General features: G+C 65.0%; 25 protein-coding genes and 1 tRNA gene. 10 read left to right on the top strand and 16 right to left on the bottom strand.

Features of this window, described 5'->3' with window-relative positions; translation table 11 throughout:
- Window positions 1–4: 4 nt before the first annotated feature.
- From ACM43_RS07825 to rpmH, 7 genes are all read right to left on the bottom strand, one after another.
- Window positions 5–991 carry a DUF1036 domain-containing protein gene (locus tag ACM43_RS07825; RefSeq protein WP_271539823.1) on the bottom strand — a complete coding sequence of 329 codons (987 nt, stop codon included), beginning with the start codon at window positions 989–991 and terminating at the stop codon, window positions 5–7.
- A 158-nt stretch (window positions 992–1,149) separates the two neighbouring features.
- Complete coding sequence (argB, locus tag ACM43_RS07820) at window positions 1,150–2,037, bottom strand: acetylglutamate kinase (RefSeq protein ID WP_130363552.1); 888 nt, start codon at window positions 2,035–2,037, stop codon at window positions 1,150–1,152.
- 196 nt (window positions 2,038–2,233) lie between these two features.
- Window positions 2,234–2,599 (bottom strand): DUF423 domain-containing protein, encoded by a 366-nt coding sequence (locus tag ACM43_RS07815; protein WP_271539822.1) that lies wholly within the window; start codon window positions 2,597–2,599, stop codon window positions 2,234–2,236.
- Complete coding sequence (yihA, locus tag ACM43_RS07810; RefSeq protein WP_271539464.1) at window positions 2,599–3,252, bottom strand: ribosome biogenesis GTP-binding protein YihA/YsxC; 654 nt, start codon at window positions 3,250–3,252, stop codon at window positions 2,599–2,601. Before yihA ends, ACM43_RS07815 begins: the two co-directional genes overlap by 1 nt.
- A 140-nt stretch (window positions 3,253–3,392) precedes the next feature.
- Window positions 3,393–5,243: a membrane protein insertase YidC gene (gene yidC, locus ACM43_RS07805; protein WP_036014059.1), complete on the bottom strand. Its 1,851-nt coding sequence runs from the start codon at window positions 5,241–5,243 to the stop codon at window positions 3,393–3,395.
- Between the two features lie 16 nt (window positions 5,244–5,259).
- Window positions 5,260–5,646, bottom strand: coding sequence for a ribonuclease P protein component (gene rnpA / locus ACM43_RS07800; RefSeq protein WP_271539461.1), 387 nt, complete (start codon window positions 5,644–5,646; stop codon window positions 5,260–5,262).
- 27 nt (window positions 5,647–5,673) lie between these two features.
- On the bottom strand, window positions 5,674–5,808 hold the full coding sequence (gene rpmH, locus ACM43_RS07795; RefSeq protein ID WP_008542748.1) for a 50S ribosomal protein L34: 135 nt from the start codon (window positions 5,806–5,808) through the stop codon (window positions 5,674–5,676).
- Between the two features lie 350 nt (window positions 5,809–6,158).
- On the opposite strand from rpmH, the gene ACM43_RS07790 reads away from it, so the two are divergent.
- From ACM43_RS07790 to ACM43_RS07770, 5 genes are all read left to right on the top strand, one after another.
- Window positions 6,159–7,658: a sensor histidine kinase gene (locus tag ACM43_RS07790; protein ID WP_036014057.1), complete on the top strand. Its 1,500-nt coding sequence runs from the start codon at window positions 6,159–6,161 to the stop codon at window positions 7,656–7,658.
- Window positions 7,659–7,951: 293 nt separating this feature from the next.
- Window positions 7,952–8,028: transfer RNA gene (locus ACM43_RS07785), tRNA-Arg, on the top strand.
- 84 nt (window positions 8,029–8,112) lie between these two features.
- The gene (gene queD / locus ACM43_RS07780) at window positions 8,113–8,484 is read left to right on the top strand and encodes a 6-carboxytetrahydropterin synthase QueD (RefSeq protein WP_271539458.1); all 372 of its coding nucleotides are present in this window, start codon (window positions 8,113–8,115) and stop codon (window positions 8,482–8,484) included.
- Window positions 8,485–8,708: 224 nt separating this feature from the next.
- Window positions 8,709–10,574, top strand: a complete 1,866-nt coding sequence (locus tag ACM43_RS07775; RefSeq protein WP_271539455.1) for a tetratricopeptide repeat protein — start codon at window positions 8,709–8,711, stop codon at window positions 10,572–10,574.
- A gap of 79 nt (window positions 10,575–10,653) precedes the next feature.
- On the top strand, window positions 10,654–11,556 hold the full coding sequence (locus ACM43_RS07770) for a hypothetical protein (protein WP_271539453.1): 903 nt from the start codon (window positions 10,654–10,656) through the stop codon (window positions 11,554–11,556).
- A 58-nt stretch (window positions 11,557–11,614) separates the two neighbouring features.
- Here the strand turns inward: ACM43_RS07770 and ACM43_RS07765 are convergent, their stop codons facing one another.
- On the bottom strand, window positions 11,615–12,391 hold the full coding sequence (locus ACM43_RS07765; protein ID WP_271539451.1) for an IclR family transcriptional regulator: 777 nt from the start codon (window positions 12,389–12,391) through the stop codon (window positions 11,615–11,617).
- 192 nt (window positions 12,392–12,583) lie between these two features.
- On the opposite strand from ACM43_RS07765, the gene ACM43_RS07760 reads away from it, so the two are divergent.
- From ACM43_RS07760 to ACM43_RS07750, 3 genes are all read left to right on the top strand, one after another.
- Entirely contained in the window at window positions 12,584–13,375 is a 792-nt protein-coding gene (locus ACM43_RS07760; protein ID WP_271539449.1) for an enoyl-CoA hydratase/isomerase family protein, read from the top strand.
- A gap of 3 nt (window positions 13,376–13,378) precedes the next feature.
- Complete coding sequence (locus ACM43_RS07755) at window positions 13,379–15,472, top strand: acetate--CoA ligase family protein (protein ID WP_271539447.1); 2,094 nt, start codon at window positions 13,379–13,381, stop codon at window positions 15,470–15,472.
- Between the two features lie 100 nt (window positions 15,473–15,572).
- Window positions 15,573–16,592 carry a Bug family tripartite tricarboxylate transporter substrate binding protein gene (locus ACM43_RS07750; RefSeq protein WP_271539445.1) on the top strand — a complete coding sequence of 340 codons (1,020 nt, stop codon included), beginning with the start codon at window positions 15,573–15,575 and terminating at the stop codon, window positions 16,590–16,592.
- Between the two features lie 51 nt (window positions 16,593–16,643).
- Here the strand turns inward: ACM43_RS07750 and ACM43_RS07745 are convergent, their stop codons facing one another.
- The 7 genes from ACM43_RS07745 to ACM43_RS07715 form a co-directional block, all read right to left on the bottom strand.
- Entirely contained in the window at window positions 16,644–17,435 is a 792-nt protein-coding gene (locus ACM43_RS07745) for a phytanoyl-CoA dioxygenase family protein (protein WP_271539443.1), read from the bottom strand.
- A 240-nt stretch (window positions 17,436–17,675) separates the two neighbouring features.
- On the bottom strand, window positions 17,676–18,041 hold the full coding sequence (locus tag ACM43_RS07740) for a BA14K family protein (RefSeq protein ID WP_271539441.1): 366 nt from the start codon (window positions 18,039–18,041) through the stop codon (window positions 17,676–17,678).
- Window positions 18,042–18,205: 164 nt separating this feature from the next.
- The gene (locus tag ACM43_RS07735) at window positions 18,206–18,469 is read right to left on the bottom strand and encodes a hypothetical protein (protein WP_128264973.1); all 264 of its coding nucleotides are present in this window, start codon (window positions 18,467–18,469) and stop codon (window positions 18,206–18,208) included.
- A 167-nt stretch (window positions 18,470–18,636) separates the two neighbouring features.
- A complete protein-coding gene (gene rnk / locus ACM43_RS07730; protein ID WP_271539439.1) occupies window positions 18,637–19,047 on the bottom strand; it encodes a nucleoside diphosphate kinase regulator in 411 nt (136 codons plus the stop codon).
- A gap of 9 nt (window positions 19,048–19,056) precedes the next feature.
- Window positions 19,057–19,542 carry a GreA/GreB family elongation factor gene (locus ACM43_RS07725; protein WP_271539437.1) on the bottom strand — a complete coding sequence of 162 codons (486 nt, stop codon included), beginning with the start codon at window positions 19,540–19,542 and terminating at the stop codon, window positions 19,057–19,059.
- 259 nt (window positions 19,543–19,801) lie between these two features.
- Entirely contained in the window at window positions 19,802–20,128 is a 327-nt protein-coding gene (locus ACM43_RS07720) for a hypothetical protein (RefSeq protein WP_025032467.1), read from the bottom strand.
- Between the two features lie 164 nt (window positions 20,129–20,292).
- On the bottom strand, window positions 20,293–21,156 hold the full coding sequence (locus ACM43_RS07715) for a LysR family transcriptional regulator (RefSeq protein ID WP_271539821.1): 864 nt from the start codon (window positions 21,154–21,156) through the stop codon (window positions 20,293–20,295).
- 99 nt (window positions 21,157–21,255) lie between these two features.
- Here ACM43_RS07715 and ACM43_RS07710 point away from each other — a divergent pair, with 99 nt between their 5' ends.
- Window positions 21,256–22,563: an aspartate aminotransferase family protein gene (locus tag ACM43_RS07710; protein ID WP_271539433.1), complete on the top strand. Its 1,308-nt coding sequence runs from the start codon at window positions 21,256–21,258 to the stop codon at window positions 22,561–22,563.
- Between the two features lie 21 nt (window positions 22,564–22,584).
- Window positions 22,585–24,195, top strand: a complete 1,611-nt coding sequence (locus tag ACM43_RS07705; protein WP_271539431.1) for a gamma-glutamyltransferase family protein — start codon at window positions 22,585–22,587, stop codon at window positions 24,193–24,195.
- Window positions 24,196–24,257: 62 nt separating this feature from the next.
- On the opposite strand, the gene ACM43_RS07700 is transcribed toward ACM43_RS07705, so the two are convergent.
- The gene (locus ACM43_RS07700; RefSeq protein ID WP_271539429.1) at window positions 24,258–25,196 is read right to left on the bottom strand and encodes a cobaltochelatase CobT-related protein; all 939 of its coding nucleotides are present in this window, start codon (window positions 25,194–25,196) and stop codon (window positions 24,258–24,260) included.
- Between the last annotated feature and the right edge of the window lie 126 nt (window positions 25,197–25,322).

Raw genomic sequence — 25,322 nt, 5'->3', positions numbered from 1 at the left:
TCGCTCACGGTACGGCAAAGCGCAGCGTCTTGCCGCCGGTCGACATGTCTACCGCGCCGAAGCCCGTTGGTGCAAAGCCGCGCGCGCCGCAATCGGTCTGCTCGCTGGTCTCGAACTTGGTCTCGCGTGTGCAGAGCTGCCTGTCGCCGCCCCAATTCAGCGGCTTGTCCTTCAGCTTGACGATTCGGTTGTCGGCGTCGACCGCTTCCGCGAAGCTGAAGATCTGCTTCGGCTGGCCGGTCACGTCGGGATGCAGGCAGGTCTTGGGATCGATGCGATACCAGCCGCGGCTGGTCACGGCCTTGCCGTCGTCGGTCGCGATCGCCGCCATCACCTTGTGCGGCGTGTCGTTGCACCAGGTGAGGCCGGTCGAGGACGGCGTCTGTACGGCATCGACCATGGTCTTGAAGAAGGTCTGCGAGCCCACGATGTCGGACGACAAGCCCCGGCTCTTCAGGAATGCGGCCAGCGCGCTCTGCGTCTTCGGCCCGTCGACGCCGTCGATCGGCGCGGCGTCGTAGCCTGCGATCACCAGGAGCCTCTGGATGCCGGCGAGGCGCGCCTGCTCGTCGTCATATTCGGAATCCTCGGCGAGATAAGCGACGAGGTTGCCGTCCGGGCTTTGCGTCGGCGTCACCTGCGTGAAGGGAACCTGCGTCTGGCCGCTGCGGCACTGCCGCGCCGCGGCGATGACGAAATTGTCCTGCGCGACGCACAGCATGTCGTTGCCGCTTTGCGGGATCGGGGACGCGCCGTAGACGCCGAGCGCGCGGGCATTGAGCAGGATGCGGTCGGCGGTCAGCGTGCCCTGCACCACCACGCGGCAGGCCGCGGGATCGATCCTGAACCAGCCGCGCGTCGCGGTCGCCGCCTTGTCGTCGATGCCGATCGCGGCCTCGACCACATAGGACATGCGGTTGCAGATCTTGAGGTCGGCGATCGCCGGCGCCGAGGAGAAGAAGAAGGAGACAGCGGCCGCCGGCAGCGACATCAGGAAGCGGGTGAGGCGGGAGCGGCGGTGTTTCGACTTTCTCCGGTCGTCATGGCCGGGCTTGTCCCGGCCATCCACGTCTCGCTTCGGCAAAGAAAGAACGTGGATGCCCGGGACAAGCCCGGGCATGACGCCCTCTCTTCTTCGCTGCTCGTCTCTCACTTGTGGATCAGCGTGCCCGTGCCCTGGTTGGTGAAGAGCTCGAGCAGCACCGCGTGCTGCATCTTGCCGTCGATGATGACGACGCCCTCGACGCCCTGCTCCAGCGCGTAGATGCAGGTCTCGACCTTCGGGATCATGCCGCCGGAGATGGTGCCGTCGGCGATCAGTTTTCGCGCGTCCTTCACCGAGAGCTGCGGGATCAGCTTCTTCGACTTGTCGAGCACGCCGGGCACGTCGGTGAGCAGCAGCAGGCGCTTGGCTTTCAGCGCGCCGGCGACGGCCCCTGCAAAGGTGTCGGCATTGATGTTCAGCGTCTGGCCTTCCTTGGAGGTCGCGAGCGGCGCCAGCACCGGGATCAGCTCGTAGCCGATCAGCTGGTTGAGCAAAGTGAGGTCGACCTTTTCAGGATCGCCGACGAAGCCGAGGTCGACCGCCTTCTCGATGTGCGAGTCCGGATCGACGATGGTGCGCGTCGTCTTGGTCGCCTTCACCATGTTGCCGTCCTTGCCGGACAGGCCCACCGCCTTGCCGCCGGCCTCGTTGATGTAGCCGACGATCTGCTTGTTGACGGAGCCGGCGAGCACCATCTCGACGATCTCGATGGTCGCGGCATCGGTGATGCGCAGGCCCGCGGCGAATTCCGAGACGATCCCAAGACGCTTGAGCATGGTCGCGATCTGCGGCCCGCCGCCATGCACCACCACCGGATTGATCGCGGTCTGCTCCAAGAGCACGATGTCGCGGGCAAAGTTCTTCGCGGTCTCCTCGTCGCCCATGGCATGGCCGCCATATTTGATGACGATGGTTTCCTCGTCATATTGCTGCATGTGCGGCAGCGCTTCGGACAGGATGCGGGCCTGGTCGAGCGGAGAGATGTCGGTCATTCGCGGGTCTCGCTGCGGGTCGGTCGGTTGCGCGTTCTATCCGATTGGCGGGGACAGCGCAAAGCAGTCTTGGTGCCCCGGACGCAGCGCAACGCTCCTTAAGCGGTGCGCTGCAGAGCCGGGGCCCATGTCGCTTCTGGGTCCCGGCTCTGCGGAGCGTCACTGCGTGCCGCACCGCGTCCAGGACACGAGAGCATCACCTTTTCGCCGCCACCGCGGCCAGCGTCACCGCCAGCCAGCTCGCAATCATCACCATCCCGCCCGTCGGCGCCGCCATCGGAAACAGCGCGTGCCCGGCATACTGCCGCAAGGTGAGGTCGCCTGCGAACAGCGCGGCACCGATCGCGAAGCCGAACGTCGCCACGAGTCCAATTCCGTCGTGCAGAAGGCCGCGCGTGAGCAAGGCGATGGTCGCAAGTATGGCACTTGCATGAAACAGCAGCATGGCGCTGGCGGAGGCAAGACGGCTCGCGTCCGCGCCATGGGCGGACGCGGCGGCCAGCGCGACGGCGGCCGCGCCCATCAAGCCGGCAAGCCCGATCAGCAGGCGGTGCGCTGGCATCACGAGGCCCGCTCTTCCAGGAGCTTCGCCACGGCGGCGCGAAGCTCGGCCATGCCGGTCGCGCTCCGCGAGGAGGTCGCGAGCACGTTCGGGAACGCGGCCGGATGCTTGGCGAGCGCGGCCTCGGTCTCGGCGATGCGCGCTTGCAGCTCGGCGGCCTTCACCTGGTCGGCCTTGGTCAGCACGATCTGGTAGCTGACGGCGGAGCGGTCGAGCGTCTTGAGCACCTCGAGATCGACATCCTTGATCCCGTGCCGCGCGTCGATCAGCACGTAGACGCGCGCGAGACTGGCGCGTCCCAGCAGGAATTTGTGGATCAGCTCGGTCCAGGACGCGACCTGGCTCTTCGGCGCCTTGGCATAGCCGTAGCCGGGCATGTCGACGAGGCGCAGGTCGTTCTTGCCGGGGACCTCGAAGAAGATCAGCTCCTGGGTGCGGCCCGGCGTATGCGAGGTGCGCGCCAGCGCGTTGCGTCCCGTGAGCGCGTTGATCAGGCTCGACTTGCCGACGTTGGAGCGCCCGGCAAAGGCGATCTCCAGCCCCGCCATCGGCGGCAGCGTTTCGATCGAAGGCGAGGCCCAGATGAACTGCCAGTCGCGGGCGAACAGCTTTCGCCCGGCCTCGATCAGTCGCTCGTCGGTCTTCTCGTTCATGCGAGCGGTCTATCCTCTCGTCATGGCCGGGCTTGTCCCGGCCATCCACGTCTGTCTGTCGAGCATCCTCCCAAACGTGGATGCCCGGGACGAGCCCGGGCATGACAACGTGGAGGCACTTGCGCGCGCAATGACGACGCTTACGTCGCCTTCCTCGCGAACGTCGCCTTGAGATTGTCGAGTAACTCCACCTTCACGCCGTTGCGGCGCATGATGTAGCCCTGCTGGACCACCGAGAGCAGGTTGTTCCAGGCCCAGTAGATCACGAGGCCCGCCGGGAATCCCGCCAGCATGAAGGTGAAGATCAGCGGCATCCAGTTGAAGATGATCTGCTGGGTCGGATCCGGCGGCGTCGGATTCAGCTTCATCTGGATCCACATCGTGATGCCCATGATGATCGGCCAGATGCCGAGCGCGAGATAATAGCCGAACACCGGAATCGTGGTCGGATCGAACGGGAGCAGCCCGAACAGGTTGAAGAGGTTGGTCGGATCCGGCGCCGAGAGGTCCTTGATCCAGCCGAAGAACGGCGCGTGCCGCATCTCGATGGTGACGAACAGCACCTTGTAGAGCGCGAAGAATACCGGGATCTGGATCAGCACGGGAAGACAGCCGGCGACCGGATTGATCTTCTCCTTGCGGTAGATCTCCATCATCTCCTGCTGCTGCTTCACCTTGTCGTCGGGATAGCGTTCCTTCAGCGCCAGCAGCTGCGGCTGGATCGACTTCATCTTCGCCATCGAGGCGTAGGACTTGTTCGCCAGCGGGAAGAACAACAGCTTCACGATCACCGTCACCAGCAGGATCGAGACGCCGAAATTGCCGAAGAAGCGGAAGAAGAAGTCGAGGCCGAGGAACATCGGCTTGGTGAGGAAGTAGAACCAGCCCCAGTCGATCAGCAGGTCGAACTGGTTGAGGCCGAGCGCCTTGTTGTAGCCGCCGAGGCCCGCGAGCGGGAAGTTGATGCCGACCACGCCGGCTTCCTTGGCGCCTGCGAACAGCCGCGCGTTGGCCGTCGCGGTGCCGCCGATCGCGACGGTGACGGGGTCGAGCAGATAGTCGGTCTGGTAGGTATGGACCTTGCCGACCGGGTTCGACGAGAAGCGCGCCTGGAGCTGGGCATTGGTATCCGGCAGCAGCGCGGAGGCCCAGTATTTGTCGGTGATGCCGAGCCAGCCATTGGTGGCCTTGAAGTTCACCTGCTTGGCTTCGTCGATCTTGCTGTAGGCATATTCCTGCAGCCTGTGTTCGCCCAGATAGCCGATCAGGCCCTCATGCAGGATATAGTAGCCGGAGACATGCGGCGCGCCGTGGCGCGAGATCAGCGCGAACGGATAGAGCGTGACGGGCGCGTTGCCGACATTGCTCACCTCGTCCTTGATGGTGAAGAGATAATGATCGTCGACGGCGATGGTGCGGCGGAAGGTCAGGCCGTCGCCATTGTCCCATTTCAGCACCACGGGCGTCGACGGCGTCAGGCTGCCGCTGCCCTCCTGCTGCCAGACGGTCTGGGCATCCGGCATCTTTGCCGTCACGCCCGTCGCCGCGACCCAGCCGAACTCGGCGTAATAGGGCTCCGCCGTGCCCGACGGCGAATAGAGGACGATCGGGGGCGATTTCGGATCGACCGTCTCGCGATATTGCACCAGCGCGATGTCGTCGATGCGGCCGCCCTTCAGCGAGATGCTGCCGGCGATCCGCGGCGTCTCGATCTTGACGCGCGGGCTCGCTGCAATGGCAGTCTCGCGCGAAACGACCGCTTGGGGCGGGCTCGCGGCCGGCGTCGACGGCTGGGCCGCGCCGGGCTGCGGTGCGCTGCCCGGCGTCGGGGACGCGCCCGGCTGCGGCGTGCTGCCCTTCTGGAGCTCGGACTGCGCCTGCTGCTGGGCGCGCTGCTTCTCCATCTGCGGCACATTGTAGAAATACTGCCAGGCGATCAGCACCAGGCCGGACAGAATGACGGCGAGGATGGTATTGCGATTGTCGGTCATCTCGATTGTCTCGTCATCAATCCGGTTTGCGGCTGGTCGCTGCGGCGTGACCCGGCCTGTGGCCGCGCGCTTTGGCCGTATGCCGCGCGGGCTTCGTGAACGCTATGCGCAGATCGTCGAGCATGGTGGCGAAGTCGCGCGAGAGCGCGTCCTTTCGTCCAACCAGGACATAATCATGGTGGGGCTGCATCGATATCGGATCGAGCCGCTTCACCAGTTCGCGCAACCGGCGCCGGATGCGATTGCGCTCGGGGGCGTTGCCGTTCTTCTTGGTGACGGTGAAGCCGATCCTGACAGGGCCGGAATCATCGCGGCGGCGGCTTTGCAGGACGAACGCGGGACTATTCACCCGCGCGCCATTGGCAACGGCGAGGAAATCCGCCCGCTGCCTCAGCCGATCCATGATGAAATCCCAAAAAGGGGGTCCGGCTCAGGCGCTCAGACGCTTGCGGCCGCGGGCGCGGCGGGCGGCGAGAACCTTGCGGCCGCCGGCAGTGGCGAGACGGGCGCGGAAGCCGTGACGGCGCTTGCGCACCAGTTTGCTGGGTTGATAAGTCCGCTTCACGGGTTTTTCTCCGCTGACCGGGCAATTTGCCTGTAGAATTGATGGTAAAGTCCGGAAGATGCGGCCCAAAACGGGCCCTTTTTCGGCCCCAAGAGAGCCGCTCCCGGTGTCGCACCGGGTCATCGCGGACAATTCGCGCGGCTTATAAGGGAGCGCCTTGTCTTCGTCAACGCCGCACAAGCGCGCGATTGTGGTGAATATCGCTGTTTGCGCGGCGTTTTTAACCCTTGAGGTGGCGACTCGCGCTATCAGCGCTTACATCCGACCTCGGCAGATTAGCGATCCGTAATTTGACCGGACATCGGTCGGGTCGCATCCTCCATCAGCCAAGGCCAACAGGGGCGAGTTTCGTGCCAGCCACAGATCGCCAGCCGATCCAGGATCTGGATCAGCCAGACCAGCCGGCGACGCGGCCCCGCGGCTCGCGCGGGCTCGGGTTGTCCGGCAAGCTGCTGCTGCTCACCATTCCCTTGGTGATGATCGCCGCGGTGCTGCTCTACGTGCCCGCCATCGCGAATTTCTGGGTCAATCGGCTGAACGACCGCGTCGCGGCGGCCAACACCGCGGCGCTGGTGCTGGATGCGGCGCCGCTCGGCATGGTCCCCGATTCGCTGTCGCGGCAGATCCTGAAGAGCATCAATGCCCGCGCCGTCGCCATCAAGATGGGCCAGCAGCGCCGGCTGCTCGCCAGCGACAACATTCCCGCCGCCATCGAGCACGACATCGACCTGCGCGACATGACGGCCTGGGAGGCGATCACCGGCTCGTTCCGGATGATGCTGGAGACCGGCAACCAGGCGATCCGCATCGTCGGCCCCGGGGTCGGCAATGCACAGTTCATCGAGATCGTCACCGATGAGCTGCCGCTGCGGAAGCAGATGTACCGCTTCTCCCGCAACCTCGTCGTGGTCGCGCTGATCATCGCGGTGCTGACCGCGGGCCTCGTCTATCTCGCGCTCCATTATCTCTTCGTACGGCCGATGCGGCGGCTGACCGCGAGCCTGGTCGGCTTCCACGAGAATCCCGAGAGCTCGGCCGGCATCATCGTGCCGAGCCAGCGCAGCGACGAGATCGGGGTCGCCGAGCGCGAATTGTCCGACATGCAGCGCGACCTGATGTCGATGCTGAATCAGAAGAGCCGGCTCGCCGCCCTCGGTCTCGCCGTCTCCAAGATCAACCACGATCTGCGCAATCTGCTCGCCTCGGCCCAGCTGCTGTCGGATCAGCTCGCCAGCGTGCCGGATCCGCGCGTGCAGCGCTTTGCGCCCAAGCTCGTCCGCTCGCTCGAGCGCGCCATCGCCTTCTGCCAGTCGACATTGTCCTACGGCCGCGCCCAGGAGGCCGCGCCCGACCGCCGCATGATCCTGATCGAGCCTGTTGTGATGGAGGTGCGGGAGACCGCGGGGCTCGCCAACGACGCTTCGATCGCCTGGGTCGCCGCGATCGAGCGCGGGCTCGCGGTCGACGCCGATCCCGACCAGTTGTTCCGGGTCTTGCTCAACCTCGTCCGCAACGCCGCCCAGGCGCTCGAAAGCCATGCGGCGGGTGAGGGGCGTGTGCAGCAGATCCGGATCACCGGGAAGCGCGAAGGCGCCGTCGCCATTCTCGAGGTCTCCGACACCGGCCCCGGCGTCCCCCCGAAGACCCGGGAGCGCCTGTTCGAGGCCTTCCAGACCTCGGGCCGCCCCGGCGGCAGCGGCCTTGGCCTCGCCATCGCCGCCGAACTGGTCCGCGCCCATGGCGGCGAGATCCACCTGGTCGAAGGCACCATCGGCGCCACTTTCCGCATCGTCATCCCCGACCGTCCCGTGGAACTGCTCTCCATCCGCAACGAGCGCCAGAGGGCTTAACTCGGCCGGCGGCCGACTGAAGCGAGCGGGCGATCTCCATTGCTTCCGTTATTCCGGGGCGACCCGAAGGGTCGGGCCCGGAATCCATAACGCCGGCTGGTGGTTATGGATTCTGGGCCTGGCCCTCCGGGCCATCCCGGAATGACGACGGTGAAGTCGAGATGCGCCAAAATCTCCCCGTCCCAGACCTTGCCAATCGGGGCAAGAGCGGTTAGTCAGAGCGCTCTTTCGCACCCCCTCCGGCTCCGCCGGGGGCTGCTTGCGGGCCTTGGTCCGCGCTGCTTGCGAAACACGCGCCCGTAGCTCAGCTGGATAGAGCATCAGACTACGAATCTGAGGGTCGGACGTTCGAATCGTTCCGGGCGCGCCATTCTTTGCCGAAAGGTCAGGACAGGACAGCATCTGGTCGCCAGACCGGCCCGAGACCGGATGGCCATGCCGTGTGGGGAGCTGGATGAGGATATCGCAGGCGTTCAAGTTCGAGGCGGCGCATCGGCTGCCAAACGTGCCCGAAACTCACAGGTGCAGCCGGCTGCATGGTCATTCCTATCGGGTCGAAGTCCAGCTGGATGGGCCGGTCGACCCGCACACCGGCTTCGTCGCTGATTTCTTCGATATCGAAGCAAGCTTCGCCGGCATCATGGCGGCGCTGGACCACCAGTGCCTGAACGAGGTCGACGGCCTCGCGAATCCGACCGCCGAGAACATCGCGGTCTGGATCTGGGACCGCTTGAAGCCCAGCCTGCCACTGCTGTGGGCGGTCCGCGTCTATGAAACGACGGATTGCTGGGCCGAATATCAGGGGGCGGTGACGACGGCCCGCTGACCCCAGCGCCGGCCTCACCGTCGCCATATGGGAACCCGCAGGGCAACTCAGGATCAGCCATATGAGCAGAGTGGTGCTGCTTGCGCGCCGCCGGACGGATCTCATTACTCACGAATATATGAGCTGTGTTGATAACCGCATGCGGGTTGGAAGGTTTAATTTCAAGCTGGCGTAGAATGTCCGCAATGCCAGTTGCGCCTGGCCCCTGTACAGGGAAACTGTTGATGGAACGCAAGCTCGCCGCGATCATGGCCGCCGACATCGTCAGCTACAGCCTGATGATGGCCGAAAACGAGGCCTCCACCTATAAAGAGCTGCGCACGGTCTTCGACAATCTGATCGAGCCCACAGTCGCGCAGCATGGTGGACGCATCTTCAAGAAGACCGGCGACGGGTTTCTGGCGATGTTTCCCAGCGTCAACGAAGCCGTTGATGCGGGCACTGCCATCCAGCAAGGGTTCGACAACGCCCCGTTTGAGCTGCGCATAGGCATCAACCTCGGTGATGTCATCGAGGACAATGGCGACATGTACGGCGACGGCGTTAATGTCGCCACACGGCTTGAGACGATGGCCGATCCCGGTAGCATCTTTGTTAGCGGCGCTGTCGTCATGGCCGCAGACCGCAATCGCGGCGACGTGTTCGCGCGTGTGGGCCGCAGGCGCGCCAAAAACATTCCCGAGCGTCTTAATGTCTACCGGGTCCGGCGCGCGCAATCATCATGGTATCGCTGGCGAAAAGTCCCGCGCGTTCTACGCGGTACCGCTGCGCGCTGGTCATATGGCGTCGCCGCCGTAGCCCTTGTCCTCATCGGCACCCAAATCCAACCGCTTTCCCTGGCGGCGATGGTCAGCCGGCTCCCGGCCGCGCTATCTTTCGACCAGACCCGCGCCGACCCGCGGCCGTCAGTTGCGGTCATGCCCTTTGCGACCATGGGTGGGGACCAATCGTACTTTGCAGACGGGCTGACCGAGGATGTGACCACCGCGCTTGCAAGGAATTCCGAGCTTCAGATCATCGCGCGCGACTCCACCTATGCTGTGCGCGGGCAAGACAGCGATATGCGCAAGCTCGGGGCAAAGCTGGGCGTTTCCTACGTGGTGGAAGGCAGCGCGCGCCGCGAGGGCGACCGGCTGCGCGTCTCGGCGCAGCTGATCGACGTGAAATCGGGCGCGCACCTTTGGTCGCGCAGCTTCGACAGGCAGGTTGCCGACGTCTTCACCGTACAAAGCGAGCTGACCACGGAAATCGTCGCCCAGCTCGCGCCGTATATCGGCCGAAATGAAGCCATCGCTGCCGCGCAACGTCCGACCGACAACCTTCAGGCTTACGATCTTCTCCTGCGGGCCCGTCATCGATACCGGCATGGCGTCCAGGATGCGGAAGCACTTATGGAGGCACGCGGCCTATATCAGCGCGCGCTGGAAATGGACCCGGCCTATGCCACCGCCCGTGCGGGCTTGGCCCTCACTTACATCGCGGATGTGGCCAAGAGGTCGAGTGGTCGGGCGACAGCGCATGAGCTGGAACTAGGTCTTAGCGAAGCGCGCCAGGCTGTGCGCCTCGATCCCAATCTCTCGCTCGGCTATCAGGTGATCAGCTTCGGGCTGGCGGTGCAGGGCGATTATGCGGGCGGCTTGCAGGCCGCCAAGCGCGCCGTCGAACTGAATCCCAATGACCCGGACAGCATGATGGCATTGGCAAAAGCACAAGTCCGTTTCGGGGACTACGCGGACGCCGTTGCCAATGCCGAGCGGGCGCGTCGCCTTCATCCCATGGCGCCGGAATATTACGCCTATGTGCATGGCCAGGCTCTTTACGCCGCTGATCGTCGCGATGAGGCGGCTACCGTGATCTCCGAATGCCTTGTAAGGGCGCCGCGCGATGCCAACTGCCTGCTCATCCAGGCTGCGCTGCAAGGGCGGCGCGGTGATATAGAAGCGGCGCAGCTGACGATGGCAAGCTTGGTAGGGGCCCAACCGACATTTTCGTTGGAGGCAGAGCGCTCTTATCGCCGGTTTGGCAACAAGCCGCTCATGGAGCAGTTCCTGAAGGACCTGACGGTGGCGAAGGCACCGGGGGCTGCGTAATAGGATTTCCTGTAGCTAAAATTCAATGAGATAGCAGTTCTCAGTTTCATCTCGTCGGGCGCGCCGCTAAGTTTGCCCGATGCGCACGATCGATCATCTATTCTCCCGGCTCGTTTTATTCCTTGCCATCGCATCCGCCCCGGTGCTTCCCGCGCGCGCGGCCGAAACCTGCCCGTTCATCAGCGCCCAGGAGCTCGCCCGGGCGATGCCGGCGCTGAAATGGTCGCTGATTTCGAACCAGGACGGCCGCGGCTGCATCTACCAGGCCGGGCGCGGCGACACGATGATGCTCTCGGTGTTCCGCAATCCCGACAAGGACCGCGCCAGGGAATTGTACGCGACCTTCGTCAAGACGCTTGGCGAACGCATGCCGCTGAGCGCAGTGTCCGGAGCCGGCGACGAGGGCCAGGGTGGAACGAGCGCGGCGGGCGCGGAGCGCCAGGAGGCCTCGGTCGTCGCCCTGTCCGGCGATTACATCCTGCAGATCAGCGTCTATCCGATCGGCCGGCGTGCCGATGATGCGCTGCTCGCGCCGATTGCCGAAGCCGCGCGCGTTGCCGTCGGCAATGTGAGCAGGAGCAGCGAGCGGTTCGGCAATTGCGAGTGGCTCACCGCCGCCGATGCCGACGGCTTTCTCGACAACAGCACGCTGACGGTGCAGCGGACCGGGGCAGGCAGCTGCATGATGTTCGATCGTGAGGCCAACACCATGACCGTCGCGGTGATCACGACCTCGCGCGATACCGCCCTCGGCATGATGAAGCGCGCAGGCCCCTGCACGCACGTGGCGATCCCCGAGCTCGGCCGCGAAGCCTTCGGCGAGCATTCCTGTACCAAGGGCAACGGGAACGCCGTCAACATCCACGTCTGGAAGAACGGCCGGCAGGCCTCGATCCTGTTCGCCCCGGTCAAGCCGCATCCGGAGTCCGCCTCGGTCGAGCGCCTGAAGGCGGTGGCCGCGCGGGTGTATGGGAAACTGTAAGGGGACGTGACCTCTTCCTCCAGCTGACGGGCAAGCGGCTGCGCCTCGCCGCTCGGCTTCACCGCCCCGCCAGCACCTCCTTGCACTTGGCCGCGAACGCATTGAGATATCCGCCGAGCTCGGTCGTCAGCGCGTCGGAGCGCTCGACATTCTGCAGGCTCATATTGAGCGCGTAGACCGGAAGGCCCTCCAGCACGATGGGCGTTGCGACGGCGAGAACGGCGGGCTGCCACGACACCGCGCAATAGCCGTCGTGCTCGACCGAGCTGATCGATTGCCTGACCTCCGCCAGCAGCGCCCTGGTTGCAGCCGCGCTGCGCCGCTTGAACTGCTTCAGCAATCGTTCGCGCTCGGTCTCTGTAGTGCCGGCGAGATAGGCGCGACCCAGCGACGTCAGCTCCATCGGCACCTGCTGGCCGGCGACCACGTTGCGCAGCGCCGCGCGAGGGCTGTAGCGGATCGATTCCAGATAAACCATCATGGTCCTATCGGCAGTCGCGAGCCCGACATTTAGCCGCCGCCTAGCCGATTCCGCGCGCATCATCGGACCGATCGCGTTGAGCACGGGCGATCCCGTCCTCATGGCGTGACCGATGCTGATGACCGATGCGGCAAGCCGGTAGGCCCGCTCGCTGCGGACTTCGTCGAGCATCCCGGAATTGACCAGCGTCCGGGTCAGCCGGCTGACCGTCGATCGCGGCAAGCCTGTTCGCTCTGCGATCTCGCCGTTGCCGAGCGTGTCGACGCCGGGGCGGAACGCCCGGAGGATCTCGACGCCCCGCTCGAGCGACCGGTTGCCGTCGACTCCGCCCGCATATCTGCGGACCTGCGCCATGTTCCACCTCCACCACCATTTCCACTAAGTGGAATTATGGGGATGCTGCGGCCGGTGCAAGCCGCTATCAGCACCAGAACAAGAATGCCCGGCCGCAGCTGGCTCGACGAGGAAACGGCAACGGCTTGAGATCGGCACTCGAAATCCGCAATCCCCGCGGAGTTCGATCCGATGCCAACCACGGAGGCTGCCATGTCCTATCAGCTCATCGAATTTTTCGTCGAGGCCGGAATTGCGACGATCGCATTCAACCGGCCGGACCGGCGCAATGCCATGAGCGACGAGATGCGCGCCGAGTTCTCAGGCGCGCTCGAAACCGTGTCCCGCGACAAGGCAATCAAGGCGCTGGTGCTGACCGGGCGCGGCAACGCGTTCTGCGCCGGCGGCGACATCAGCGGCATGAAGCGCCGGCTCGAGGCGCCGCAGGGCGAAGTCGCATTCAACGGATGGAGTCGCCAGCAGGGCGTGCATCACGTGCAATCGCTGCTGCTGGGCCTGCCGAAGCCGACGATCGCCGCCGTCAACGGCGCCGCGGCGGGCCTCGGTGCCGACATCGCGCTCGCCTGCGACTTCGTGATGGCAACGGAGCGATCGAAGTTCACCTGGTCCTACATCAAGCGCGGCTTGATCCCCGATGGCGGCGGCCTGTACTTCCTGCCGCGCCGCGTGGGGCTCGCCAGGGCCAAGGAGCTGATCTTCACCGGGCGCGTCGTCGAGGCCGACGAAGCGCTCGCGCTCGGCATCGTCGATCGCAAGGTGGCTGCGACCGAGCTGCTGTCGGCCGCGCAGGCCTGGGCGGCGGAACTGGCGCAGGGGTCTGCCACCGCGCTCGCGCTCGGCAAGAAGATCCTGAACGAGACGTTCGAGCATTCCGCGCACGACATCTTCAATCTCGGCAGCCAGGCGCAGGCCATCTGCTACACCAGCGCGGAGCATCGCGAGGCCGTGGCGGCCTTCCTGGCGCAATCCTCGGCGAAGGGTTGAGCGATGAACGCGATCGAACGCCTGATCCGGCCGCGCAGCATCGCCGTGATCGGTGCATCGGCGGACCCGAGCAAGACCTCGGGGCGACCGGTCTCCTATCTCCGGAAACACCGCTTCGCGGGTGCGATCTATCCCGTCAATCCCAAGGTCAAGGAAATCGGCGGTCTCGCCTGCTACCCCGACATCGCCTCGCTGCCTGATGTGCCCGACGTCGGCCTTGTCCTGCTCGGCGCCGAACGCGCCCACGTCGCGGTGCGCGAATTGTCCGCGCGTGGTGCTGCCGCGGCGATCGTTCTCGCCAGCGGTTTCACCGAAATCGGCGCCGAAGGCGCCGCGCGCCAGCAGCAGCTGATGCAAGCCGCCGGATCCATGCGCCTGCTCGGGCCGAACACGATCGGCCTCGTCAATCTCACCGACAACATCGTGCTGTCGGCGTCCGGCGCGCTGGCCATGGACCATTTCCCGGCAGGTCCGGTCGGACTGGTCTCGCAGAGCGGAGGTATTCTCGGCGCCATCTTGTCGCGCGCCGCGGCGCGCGGGGTCGGGCTGTCGAAGCTGGTGTCGACCAGCAACGAAGTCGATCTCGATCTCGCCGACTTCATCGACTTTCTGGCCGACGACAATGCGACCAAAGTCATCGCGCTCTATATCGAGGCGATCCGCAATCCGGCGCGCTTCCGCGAAGCGGTGCGCAAGGCACGAGATGCCGGCAAGCCAATCGTCGCCTTCAAGATCGGGCGATCGGAAGCGGGCGCAAAGGCGGCTATCTCGCACACGGGCGCGCTCGCAGGCTCCGACCGCATGTACGACGCCTTGTTCAGGCAGCTCGGCGTGATCCGCGCGAAAACCTTCGAAGACCTGCTCGACATTCCGGCAGCGCTTGCCGCAGGACGGAAGCTTTCCGGCCGGCGCGTGACGATCCTTACCTCGACCGGCGGCGCCGGCACCATCGTGTCCGACAGTTTGGGTGTCGCGGGCTTCGCAACGCCCGCTCCCGACGCGGATACGGCCGCGCAACTGCGCGCCCTGCAGTCGGGGTCGCACGCCATGCTCGACCGCAACCCGATCGACGTAACGCTGGCCGGCCTGCAGCCGGACGTGCTGCGCGCCGCAATCCGCATCCTGCTCGCAAGCCCGTCCTATGATGCGCTGGTCGTCATCGCCGGCTCGTCAGCCGTGGGATCGCCGGCGCTGATGGCCGACGCCATCCACGATTGCCTGCCGCTCAGCGACAAGCCCGTCATTGCCTATGTGAGCCCTCACGCGCCCGACGCGGTCTCCGTCCTCACGCAGCGAGGCGTCCCCGCCTACACCTCCGCCGAGAGCTGTGCCGCTGCGCTCGACGGCTTGTTGCAGGCCGGAATGCCGGAGCAGGTCCCGACGTCCGGCTCGACTGCGACGGTTGTCGACATCACCGATCTCCCGGCGGGAACGCTGGACGAAGCACAGGCCAAAACCTTGTTCGCCCGCTTTGGTATTCCGATCGTGGCAGAGCAAGTGGTCGCAACGGCTGGAGAGGCGGAACGGGCTGCGCAAGCCTTCGGCGGCAGAGTCGTGCTCAAGATTCTCTCACGCGAGATCGCACACAAGAGCGACGTCGGCGGCGTCGCGGTCAACCTGACAGCCGAGAGCATTGGCGGCCGGCTCACGGCGATGGCCGACGAGGTCGAGGCAAGGACCGGGAAACGACCCGAGCAATTCCTGGTTCAGGAGATGATTTCAAGCGGCGTCGAAATTATTCTCGGGCTGTACCGTGATCCCTTGGGCGTCGCCATCCTTCTCGGCATGGGCGGCGTCGCCGCCGAGCTGTTCAAGGACACGACGATGCGCCTGCTGCCGCCGAACGGCGGTCTCGGCCTCGCCGAGGCGCGCGCGATGGCGCGCGATCTCGTCACATGGCCGTTGCTGGACGGTTTTCGGGGCCGACCGAAATGCGATGTCGAAGCCCTTACAGCAGCGATCGTCGCTTTCTCGCAGATGGTCGCGCAGCTCGGCGACCGGCTTCTCGAGGCCGAGATCAATCCGGTCTTCGTGCTGCCGGCCGGCCAGGGCGTGAAGGCGGCCGACGGGCTGGCTGTTCTCAACGCGAGCAAGTGAAGCCGCACCGCCAAGAACTTGCAGAAAGGCGCGCGGCTACGTTCGTCCAAAACGACAAGCCTCGTTGAATAACTCAACCAGAACCGGATGGGAGGTCCGCATGGCAATCGGCAAGATCATCAGTCGCGACCGCGCTGCAGGAAGTAGCTGGCCGCGCTCCGCCATTCTCGTCTCGTCGGCGTTGCTGGTGCTGGCGGGATCGAGCACTGCGCCGGCGCGGGCCGAGTATCCCGAGAAGATCATCAAGATCGTGGTGCCCTTCGCAGCCGGCGGCGGGACCGACATCGTCGCGCGAACGACCGCCCAGGAGATCCAAACGGACCTCGGCAAGCCCGTCATCATCGAGAACAAGCCGGGCGCCGGAACCATCGTCGGCACCCAGACCGTCGCGACGAGCGAGCCGGACGGCTATTCGCTGCTGCTGGCGACCTTCGCGCACGCGGTCAACCCGAGCCTCTACAACAAGCTGCCGTTCGATCCGCACAAGGATTTCGCCGCGGTCTCGCTGATCGCGCGGTCCTTCAATGTCGTCGTCGTCAACCCCGCATCCAAGATCAACTCGATCTCCGATCTGATCGCCGAAGCCAAGGCCAAGCCGGGCAAGCTCAATTTCGGCACGTTCGGCATCGGCACCTCGGCCCATCTCGCCGGCGAGCTGTTCAACGCCATGGCGAAAGTCAAGATGACGGCGGTCCCCTACAAGGGTGCGGCGCCTGCGATCAGCGATCTCCTAGGCGGGCAGATCGACGTGATGTTCACCACCGTGGCGAGCGCAGCATCGCTGGTGGCGGCGGGTCAGCTCAGGGCATTGGCCGTCACCTCGGCCGAGCGGTCGGCCGCGTTCCCGCAACTGCCAACCGTTTCCGAGGCCGGATTGCCCGGCTACGCCGCCGAGTCCTGGTACGGATTGTACGCACCGGCCAAGACCCCCGCGCCGGTGATTGCGCGTCTCACCCAGGCGGTCGCGAAGGCCGTTCAGTCCGGTGCCTTCAAGAAGCTGTCGGCCAACGAAGGCCTGATCATGGTCGGCAGCGCGCCCGAAGAGCTCGATCGCTACGTTAGGCAGGAGGAGGAACGCTGGCGCAAGCTGGTCAAGGACGCGAATATCGAGGTGCAATAGCCTGGGATCGAGCAACATCCGGGACCCCCGGAGGTCCCGGATGTCACCCCCTTAGACCGTCAGCCCGCAAGCCCGCCGGATCGCGATCTGAACCGGCGAAGGTGGCAGCGCCGGATCGAACTCGCGCTTCGGCAGCAGCGGAGGCTGTGCCATGAAGCGCGGTTGTTTCCCGCGGTGGGGTTGCGCGGCATGAACCAGGAACGGGTGGCACAGATAGACGGTGCCTGGCTTGCCGGTCGCAAGTTCAACCTCGCAGTCCCTGGTCGACGCCCAGTCGCCGGCAGCAAGTTGCCGGAGCGTTGCGCCCGCCTTGCCATGGGGCAGTAGCTCCCGCGCGATGGCCGCATGCGAGCCTTTCCGGATTCGCGTGGGCGCATCATCGTTTCCGACGTCCGAGAACAGGAAGAGCATCAGCAGCGCACGGCCGCTGCTCTTCACATTGGCACGCCATTCCATGAAGTCGGCATCGGCGGTGCCAAAGCTCATGTCCAAATGCCAGCCATCGTCGCCCGGCGATTGCGATGACGGGAAGCGGATCGGAAAGGTTCCGAGGCCCGTCGGCGCAAGCCAGCGCCCTTCACCGGCGAGCTGATCATAGGCCTTGTGCAGAAGCGGCGTATTCGCGGCTTCAATGAAGGGGGGCGTGGCTTTGGCGCCGACCCGGACCACGGGCTGGGTCCAATGTTCGGGCTCGTCCGGCGACAGGCCGATATCCGCCCACAACTCGTCCCTGCATTGCTTGGCAAGGTCGGCGCTGAAGGCATTCTCGAGTTTGACGAAACCGTCGTCGATGAAGGTCTGGACCTGTCTTGGCGTCAGGCCAGCCTGTTCGGTCTTGGGCATTGCACATCTCTCCGTTCGGCTATCGCAGCGCGCGAAGCCGTTTGATCTGAGTGGCGCAGGAGCGCCGGAACGACGTTCTGCCGTTCAGATCAGCGGGAAGAATGTGGAGATGAACATCATGGCGGGAACGTATAACGCGGTGGAGCGCCGAATCAAGGCACACGCGCGGCTTGCGGAGCGCATGTCGAGCGTCGGCAGCCTCGCACCGAACGCGGAGGCTGCCGCAGGCTTATGCATGGGTCATGGGCAGGAGTGGCGCAGACCATCGCGGCCCAGATAGGTCCCAGAGGCGGGATCGTAGGAGCGATAGCGCTGCGCACAATAGGAGGCGGCATTGGATTGAGCCTGGCTGTTGGCGATGGCGCCGCCGATGATCGCGCCCGCTGCGAGGCCGCCGAGGACGGCTGCGCCCGTGCCGTAATGGCGGTGATGGTGCCTGTGGCCATACCGATGACCATGTCCATGCCAGTGCCGGTACTGCACCTGTTCCACGCCGGAATCGGGGGCGGGATTTGCGATCGGCAGAGGTGCCGCGAGCGCGGGTGAAGCCATCGAGAGCATCGCTCCAGCGGCCGCGAGGGCAACGAAAGTTCGACGCATCGTCATGTCGGGCTCCCTGTTGGTGAGGATGCGAGAGCAACGGCCGGTTGCGCGCTCCGTTCCTCCAGCGGGTGGCGAGCGTCAGAGGGTCGCAGAAAATGAAATGTTCGTAACGGTGCGTGCGGAGCGTCGCTACTGCCGTGCCCGTCGCTCGCGCAGGCGCTTCGTTACTATCTGTCCTCGCTATCCCGCCGGCGGAAGGGATCGGCGACATCGTCGTGACCGCTGCGGCTGCTGAAGAACATTAGCGCCATCAGCCCGCAGCCGACGAGCAGGGAAAAGAAGGCGCCAAGGCCAAGCGCGATCCAGCCATGCTTGTCCATCTCGACCCCGGCGCTGGCTCCCCAGACCGAGAATCCCCAAATGCCCGTGAGGATCAACATGGCTCCGAGAGCGACCAACAGCGCGACCTGGCCGGCACTCATGTTCTTCATGGCTGTTCCCATTGTCGTGCCCGACGAGGGGGCAATTGCGAAAAGCGCGCAGGCGTTTCTGTCACCACACTGACCTTTGCGTGGCCGCTGAGCGCGCACGGAACGCGCCCGCGGGCGCGTTCCTGCAAGGAGCAGGCCTATGCTCGGTCGGATTGCCGTTTCCTTTGTCAGGAGACGGCGAGAACGGTGAGCCCTCTCGTCCGCTTGTCGGGCGTCTCGAACTCGATCCGCTGTCCCACCGAGAGACCGATCAGGGCGGCTCCAACGGGCGTCAGGATCGAAATCTGGTTGAGCTCGATGTTCGCCTCGTGCGGATAAACCAGCACGATCTCCCGACTGGAGCCCGCCCCGTCATCGCGATAGATCACTCTGGAGCCCATCCGAACCACGCCGCTCAAATCGCTCTCTTGCGCGATCGTTGCGCGTTCCAGCTCCCGGGCCAGAAACTGGGCGACGCGGGGAAACAGGTCCATAGTCGAATTCGCAAGCGAGTTAAGACGCCGCGATTCCTCGTCTGCGATCTTGATCGGCGGCAGCGCCGACTGTTCTCTTCGGATCTCGGCTTCGAATTTCTGCATTTTATCCTCCTAGGCTGCGCTTGGTCCCGGGTCGTCATCGCACGGCCCTTTGCGCCGACTTGATCGGACGAGAGGGACGACGTTCGGGCTCGATTGGCTGACGCTCTGAACCCTGACGACGTTCAGACAGCCCGCGACCACGTACGGCATCTGATCGCCGACCTGCAGGCCGATCAAAGCGGCTCCCAAAGGTGTCAGCACCGAAATGCGAGCGGGGTCCGACCAACACTCCTCGGGCCACACGAGGTGCACAGTGCGGCGCGGAACGCCCCAATTCGTGCAGAACGTGACCCATGATCCCACGGTCACCCGCGAATTGAGATCGTCCCATGTGTCCGGCACGATCTCGGCGCGGTTGATCTCACTGAGCAGGAAGATCCCGTCGAGATCGCCCCTTTGGGAGGCGCGGCAGGCAAGCTGTTCAAGCCGTGGATAGTCCGATGCGATGAGCTTGATTCTTGGAAGAGGCAGCACGGCACACTCCTTCTGCTTCAATACGACCTCTCAGACGGAGGTCACGAAAGCTGGAAAAGAGCCCGGACGGCGCACAGCGCCGTCCGGCTAACCGCCTGCTTGGAGGCGGCCGGCGTGAAGACTGAAACGCGCGGTGCGCGCGTCTATGTCGACGACATATGCCATGACATTCCGACTATAGTGATTCATTCCTGCGGTACCATTGCGGCGAAACCGCACAGCCGCGAGCAGTTGATTCTCCGCGGGCGATACGGCTCCAGCTGCTACAGCTCCGAGGCTTTCACCGCAGGCCCTGCTCGTCGATCAGGATGCGGTGGATCTCGATGCGCTCCGGCAGTTCGATCAGGAACTCCGCGTCGCGCGCGAGATGATGGACCTTGGTCGGCTCGCCCTTGGTGAAAGCGGTCATGGCCGCGATGTCGGCCCAGTAGGAGATGGTGGTGAACCACGTCTCCTCGTCGCGGTCCTCGCGCAATTGCTGCACACCGAGCGCGGTCTTTCGCAGCGGCGGGATGCCCTCGGCTTGCAGATAGGCCTGGTAGGCGTCGGCGAGGTCGCGGCGGGTACGGCCGCGCCAGATGCGGGCGATGGTCGGCTTGGTCGGCATGGCAGGATTCTCCTCGCTGCCGAACGCAATGCGGCGCTTCCCGTTCCAGCGTCCTCATGTCACGGCCACGACGCGGCGCCGGAACAGCTCGATCGCTATGTCGGGCAGGAGGGATCGCTGGCGCAAGCCGGTCAAGGACGCGCACATCGAGGTGCGACAGTTCACTAATCGATCTCCGCCTTGGTCTTCAGTCCGGGCAACACGGTGCGGACGTGCTCGGCCAGCGTCGTCGCCAGCAGCGAGGGCCTCGCCTCCGAAAATTCGAGCGCGATGCCGATGGTCGGAAGCAGGGGCAGTCCGGCCGAGACGACGTGAAGATCGAACGGAACGGCGGTTCGTGTCAGGACGCTGATCGCATGACCGGACCGCGCGATCGCGATCAGGCCGGCGAGGCTGTTGCTCGCGTAGGCGACCCTGTAGCGCCGATTGACCGCGTCCATCGCGGCGCAGGCGGCGCGGTAGTCCAGGCTCATCGGCGCCGCCAGCGCCAGCGGCAGCACATCCTGCGTCAGTATTTTCGGTTCGGCCTCGTTCGCGACCCAGACGAAGCGCTCCTCGCGGATCACCTCGCGCGCTCCGGCATCGGACAGCGAGACCAGCGCCATGTCGATCTGGCGCCGCGCCAGCATCGGGCGCAGCTCGGAGGTCGGTGCGCAGACCATGCGCAGCTCGACATTGGGATGCAGCGCGCAGAACCCCTTCAGCAGCGCCGGCAGGAAAGCGATCGAATAGTCCTCCGGGCAGCCGAGGCTCAGCGTCCCCTTGAGACTCTCGCCGCTCATGTCGGCGAGAATCTCGTCGTGCTGCGCCAGCAGCGTCTCGGCGTGGGCGAGCAGTTTCTCGCCGGCCGCGGTCAGCCTCATGCCGGATCCGCTGCGGTGAAACAGCGGCTGCGTGATCGTCTGTTCCAGCCGTTGCATCTGCATGCTGAGCGCGGACTGTGTCCGGCCAATCTGCAAGGCCGCCAGGCTGATCGAGCCGGTGCGGGCCACGACGACGAAATTCCTCAGAAGGTTGAGATCCAGCATCGACATCAAGAAGATTGATATCCAGATTGAATTATATCAATTAGCCTGAAGTCAAATTCTTGACTAGAGGTCAGACATCCCAAGCGAGAGGTGGCTGTCATGACCTTGAATGCCGATCCCGATTTCTGGGCGTCCGCCAACACGCATCTGACCCGCTATGGGCCGAGTTTCGAACCCGTCATCATCGAGCGTGCAGCCGGCAGTTTCGTCTACGACGCCGACGGACGCGCCATCCTCGACTTCACCTCGGGTCAGATGAGCGCCGTGCTGGGGCACACGCATCCCGACATCGTCGCCACGGTCGCACGGCAAATGGGTGCGGTCGCTCATCTCTTCAGCGGCATGCTCTCGCGTCCGGTGGTGACGCTGGCCGAGCGGCTCGCTGCGCTTGCGTCCGGTCTCGACCGCGTGCAGCTGCTGACGACAGGCGCGGAAGCCAACGAAGCGGCGATCCGGATGGCCAAGCTCGTCACCGGCCGGCACGAAATCGTCGCCTTCGCGCAAAGCTGGCACGGCATGACCGGCGCGGCGGCGTCGGCGACCTACAGCGCGGGCCGGCGCGGATATGGGCCCGCCGCGGTCGGATCGTTCGTCATTCCCGCGCCGAACGCCTATCGGCCGCGCTTCAGGAACGTCGACGGCAGCAACGACTGGCAGACCGAGCTCGACGATGCGTTCGCACTGATCGACAGCCAGTCCACCGGTAGTCTGGCGGCCTTCATCGCCGAGCCGATCCTCTCCAGCGGCGGCATTCTGGAACTGCCGCTCGGCTATCTCGCGGCCTTGAAGCAAAAATGCGAGCAGCGCGGCATGCTGCTGATCCTCGACGAAGCTCAGACCGGAATCGGCCGCACCGGGCACATGTTTGCCTTCGAGCGTGACGGCGTGGTGCCTGATATTCTCACGCTGTCGAAGACGCTCGGCGCCGGTCTGCCGCTCGCCGCGGTCATGACGACAAAGGCCATCGAGCAGGCCGCGTTCGAGCGCGGCTTCCTGTTCTACACCACCCATGTCTCCGATCCCTTGCCCGCCGCGGTCGGCGTCACGGTGCTCGAAGTTGTCGCGCGCGACGGGTTGGTGGCGCAGGCAACCGCCAGGGGCAACAGGCTCCGGGATGGATTGCTGTCGCTGCAGCAAAAGTTCGAATGCGTCGGCGACGTCAGGGGCCGCGGGCTTCTGCTCGGTCTCGAAATCGTCGTCGACCGACAGTCCAAGACGCCGGGGTTTGAACTCGGCGCGCGGATCATGGAGGAGACCATGCGTCGCGGTCTCAGCATGAACATCGTCAAGTTGCCCAGCATGGGCGGCGTATTCCGCATCGCGCCGCCGCTCACAGTGTCCGAGGCCGAAATCGATCGCGGTCTCGAGATCATGTCGGAGGCGATCCAGGCTGCGACGATGCACTGATCGGCGGAAGGCCTTTTCCGGATGCAACTCGCCAGGACATATGGGCGTCCGACGCTGTTCTCGCGGCACGGCATGGTCGCCGCCGCGCATCCGCTCGCGGCACAGGCCGGTGCACGAATCCTGATGCAGGGCGGCAATGCGTTCGATGCGGCCGTTGCCACCGCGGCCGCCCTCAATGTGGTCGAACCGTTCATGTCGGGGCTTGCCGGGTTCGGACTGGCCACGGTCTGGGTCGCAAGCGAGCAGCGCATTCGCGTGCTCGACTTCGCTCCGCCGATGCCCACAAGCTTCCCGGTCGGCAGATACACCAGCAGATTCGAGCTCGAGCGCGGTCCGCAGGCGGCCTCGACGCCCGGCAATCTCGCGGGCTGGTGCGAGCTGCTCTCGCGCTATGGACGCAAATCGCTTCCAGATGTCTTTGCGCCGGCGATCACGCTGGCGCGCGACGGCTTTGCGCTCTCGGACTTCGGTGTTGATGAGATCAACGAGCAGGTGCCGCTGCTCGAACCCTGGCCGCAGCTGCACGCCGCCCTGGTCAGGAACTATCTCCCGGATGGAATGCCGGTGAAGCTCGGCAGCATCGTCGCGCAGCCCGATCTCGCGCAGACTCTTGCCGAGATTTCCGAATCGGGGCCCGAGTATCTGTATGGCGGCAAGCTCGGCCGGCGGATCGTGGACTATCTCGCCACGCTCGGCGGCAGCCTGACGCTGGACGATGTCATCGCCGTCAAGCCGCATTGGTTCGATCCCCTGACCGTGTCCTATCGGGGGCTCGAGCTTCACGTCCCGGCGCAGCAATGCGGCGGCTTCCAGTTCGCCCTCACCCTCAAGATCCTTGAAGGCTTTGACCTCGGGCGTCTGCAGAAGGACGGCGCCGATCATCTCGATACGGTCTATCGCGCGATCCGTCTCGCCGCCGGCGAGCGCATCGCCCATGGCAATCTGGGACCGGATCAAGCCGCTGGAGCAATGTCCGACGCGACAATCGCGCGGCTTCGCCAGCGTGTGAGCGACGGCCGGCCGATCACGGGCCCGACAGAGCAATGGACGCCGCAGGATCGTGCCGATCCCGGCCACACCACCTCATTCTCGATCGCCGACGCCGAAGGCAATCTGGTCTGCATGACGCAAAGTCTCGGCAGCCCGTTCGGCAGCGGCGTCGTGGTGCCGGGGACCGGCGTTTGCCTCAACAATCATCTGCATTGGGCCGACGTGCAGCCGGGAAGCCCGAACCTCGCCAAGCCGGGCGACGCGTTGCCGGTGACGATGGCGCCGTCGATTGCGACGCGCGGCAGCCGTCCGGTGCTCGCGCTGGGGACGCCCGGCAGCTACGGCATCCCGCAAACCCAGGCCCAGGCTTATGTGCAGCACATCGAGTTCGGCCTTCCGCTGCAGCAGGCGATCGAGGCGCCGCGTTCACGGCTGTGGGACGGCCGCTTCATTCAGGCAGAGAACCGCATCGCGCCGGAGACCATCGCCGAACTGAAACGCCGCGGCCACGAGATCGAGATCTTGGACACCGGCTGGACCATGCTCTGCGGAGGCATGCAGGCCGTCGCGCTCGATCCGGTAACCGGCGTGATGACGGGTGCCGCCGATCCGAGGCGGGACGGGTATGTCATCGGCTTGTGAGCGGTAGCACATCGAGGCGAGCGCAGGCAGGCGCCGCTAATGCGCGCCGCGCCTGAATGCAACTAAGCGGACGGATGCAAGAGCCGGTTGATGAGCTGAACCAGGGTGCTTTCCAGCTCTTCAGGAGAGCTGATCGTGAGGCCCTCCTTGTAATACTGCTCGACCGGATGGCCGATACCAATTGCGGCAAGCCTGATATCGCCGGCCTGCTCGATCTCGCCGATGACACGGCGCAAATGGCGATCCAGATACAGGTCGCCATTCTCGAGCAACGTGGAATCGTCGACCGGCGCGCCGTCGGACAGCACGATAAGGCATTTCTGTCTTTCGTCGCGCTGGCGCAAGCGCGACGCAGCCCATTCGATGGCCTCGCCATCGATGTTCTCCTTGAGGAGATCCCGCCGCAGCATCTCGGCACAATGTCGCGCGCTCAGCTTCTCTGCGGGGCTGCAATAGACGACATGCAGCAGATCGTTCAAGCGGCCGGGATAAGAGGGCTTGCGGTCGTTCAGCCATTTCTCCCGGCTCTGTCCGCCCTTCCAGCGTGCCGTCGTGAAGCCAAGCACTTCGTGGGTGACGCCGAGGCTATCGAGCAAATCCGAGGCGACCAGTGCAGCCCTTGCTGCGAACAGGATCGGCTGTCCGCGCATGGATCCGGAATGGTCGATGAGCAGTGTCACGATCGTATCCGAAGGGGACCTGTCCCGCTGCTGGGTGGCGGCAAGGTCCGCGCGTCGTCCCGCAAGCTCCGCTTCGAGGTCGTACAGCGGTCCGGTGTCGACTTGCGGAAATCGCTCCGCTGAGCGGCGATCGGGCGACGCGGCCAGGACCGCATCCAGATCGCCGGCCTTGATCTCGAGGTCAAAGTCCTTTGTATAGGCCCGATAGGGCCGGGCGGGATCGAATGGGACCGGCGTCTGCCGGGACTTCCGCAGCGATGGCAGAAAGCTCAACGCCATCAGTACAACGAGTGCCGTCAGGAAAGCGTCACGCGAAAGCAAGCCGGCCTCCAGTGATCTCGATGGTCAAATACAGCAGCGTGGCTGGCGGCGTCGCGTTAACGAATCGTTCACCGCCCAAGACCATCCCAGCCCAGTCCAGCCGTAACCGCCGGTTAACCATGGATA

It is taken from the genome of Bradyrhizobium sp. CCBAU 45321 (genome assembly GCF_028128975.1).
Classification (GTDB): Bacteria; Pseudomonadota; Alphaproteobacteria; order Rhizobiales; family Xanthobacteraceae; genus Bradyrhizobium; species Bradyrhizobium yuanmingense.
The sequence above is the reverse complement of the archived record's forward strand: the minus strand, read 5'-3'. Positions and strand labels throughout refer to the sequence as shown.